A 1783-nucleotide genomic window follows, 5' to 3' on the forward strand; every position below is an offset into this window, starting at 1 on the left:
TTCGGAAAAACGCTTCTTCACATCCAATCTCCTCGGGATAGGGAATTGGACTCCAAACTGAGGTGCTACTCAAAATTGGGGGGACGTCGCCGTCATGCTCTTTCCATGCCTGCACTGCATCGATTCAGCCTGTGAAGCCCGCCACTCCCGCCCCTCGGGAGATCGTGGCCGCGCGCCTGCGCCAAGCCCGCGAACGACGGGGCCTGAGTCAGCGCGAGGTAGGGATGCGAATGGGCCTAGACAAAGACACAGCGTCAGCGCGGATATCCAGATATGAATCCGAGGCCATGTCTATCAGCCTCGAGGCTTTGTTCGAGATGGCAGAAGCGCTGGAAGTGCCGCCTGCTTTCTTACTGGCTAGCACCCCTGGCATGGCTGACGCAATTTTGGCGTTGGGAGAGCAAAACGATCGACAGCAAGAGCAACTGGCGAAGGTCATAGCGGCACTGACGAATCTTCAACCCAAGGATCGAGATCAGCTAATCGCAAAGCTGTTGGCCAGAAGCTAGCCGGCTTATCCCACGACGTGAACGATTTTGCTGCAATCGAGGGGCCGTCCTCGCACATCAGCAGCAGGGGGCACGAGGTTTTAGGGTAGCCCGAGAGAGATGGAGTAAGGAGCTCGCCGCATACTTGAATACCTTAACGGTAGAGCGTAAATGGGGACACTCCACACGGACAAAAAACCTATGAACCCTGCCATTCCATCGTTGGTTCAAATACATTGGCCTGACCACAGCGTCGCTGTCTATGCAAGCTTGGATCTTCATGCCTTTGCCATGTATAGGGACGAGGTGGTGACTCCGTCCCTCGATACCTTGGAGAGACGAATCGAGAAGATGGAGAACAGCGACGACAGTGCCGAAAGCACATTCGGCGCCGATATTTACGCAGATCTACATCACAGCACAGTTGAAGGTTTCTTGCTCACTACGCAGTCTATGCATGAGCGGAGCCTTCGCGGCCTCATGCTCGCCATGGCGAGACATAAAAAGTGGACTACCGATGCTCAGAAGAAGATCAAGGTAGCTGACTGGTCGAAGGGCAGCAAGGGAGTGCCCACCTTGTTTGAAGACCTGTTTGACACACCGATTCAATCGTTTGGCGACCAAACTGATCTGCTTGTGCTTCGGCTATTCGGCAACGTCTTGAGACATGGGGACGGCCCGTCGGCCGAGGAGCTCCACGACCTGTGCCCTTCGCTCTGGTCTCAGTGGCTGCCTCCAGGAACTGTCTTGGAGGTCGCTGGAGTTCAAATTCGCGTCCCCAAAGACGCCTTACCCCATCCTCTGTTCGAAAACATCACGCTGCCACGAAGCCTTCTAGACCAAATGATTTCGGCAGTAGTGGGTTTTTGGGAAGACATAGAGTTCGTCCGGTGTAACTCTTTCACGAACACGAATAGTCGAATTCAAGCGAACCTTGCCGAGCTAACCCTGAAGCGTGAAAGCCGATCCGAGAGTCGCGCTTGGAACCCAGGATGAGGCCATGCCGCGTTAGGGTAGCCTTTTAATCGCCTTCCCAGCCGGCTGAGTAGATGACATGAAGCTTAATCAATCGCCGCAGGCCTATCACTGACTGCCATCGATCTCACTTTTTCGGGAGCACGTTTAGCTCGTAGCTCGTCTGAGTGGCAACATGAATAGTGCCCGCGCCCTTCGAAACGGTTGCTCTCGTGGTTTTCGCCTAGCATGTAATGACCCACTGAAACTCTGCTCAGGTGTTAGTTTTCAGAGGAGACATCGATGAGTGCAGTGATGGACGAAGAACAGATCAAGCGCTG

Annotated in this window: 2 protein-coding genes; both read left to right on the forward strand. The window is 54.3% G+C overall.

Going from position 1 to position 1783, the window contains the following annotated elements; genetic code table 11:
• Positions 1-164: 164 nt before the first annotated feature.
• Positions 165-509, forward strand: a complete 345-nt coding sequence (locus XdyCFBP7245_RS23355) for a helix-turn-helix domain-containing protein (RefSeq protein WP_280523217.1) — start codon at positions 165-167, stop codon at positions 507-509.
• 180 nt (positions 510-689) lie between these two features.
• Positions 690-1484 carry a hypothetical protein gene (locus XdyCFBP7245_RS23360; protein WP_146091736.1) on the forward strand — a complete coding sequence of 265 codons (795 nt, stop codon included), beginning with the start codon at positions 690-692 and terminating at the stop codon, positions 1482-1484.
• Positions 1485-1783 lie beyond the last annotated feature (299 nt).

The sequence above is a fragment of the Xanthomonas dyei genome, from assembly GCF_002939865.1.
Classification (GTDB): domain Bacteria; phylum Pseudomonadota; class Gammaproteobacteria; order Xanthomonadales; family Xanthomonadaceae; genus Xanthomonas; species Xanthomonas dyei.